Below are 212 nucleotides of genomic sequence, written 5' to 3'. Positions count from 1 at the left end.
CGACGGCGAACAGGTGGCCCAGGCGTGTGCCTTGGCGTGGGCGGCGTTTGATAAGTACCGCGAAACGTCGCTGGAGGCGCGTGCCAGCTTTCTTGAAGCCATCGCCACGCAGATCGAAGCCCTGGGTGATGAGCTGATCGAACGTGCCGTTGCCGAAACCGGCCTGCCCCACGCGCGCATCCAAGGCGAACGCGGGCGCACCTGCGGCCAAC

1 protein-coding gene is annotated in these 212 nt (G+C 66.5%); it reads left to right on the top strand.

Going from position 1 to position 212, the window contains the following annotated elements; translation table 11 throughout:
* A partial coding sequence (locus ACW9IR_RS30465; protein ID WP_457466332.1) for an aldehyde dehydrogenase family protein occupies window positions 1-212 on the top strand: 212 nt, incomplete at both ends.

It is taken from the genome of Pseudomonas sp. SDT291_1_S447, from assembly GCF_054070155.1.
Note: the sequence above shows the minus strand (reverse complement) of the source record. Positions and strands in the feature narration are given on the sequence as shown.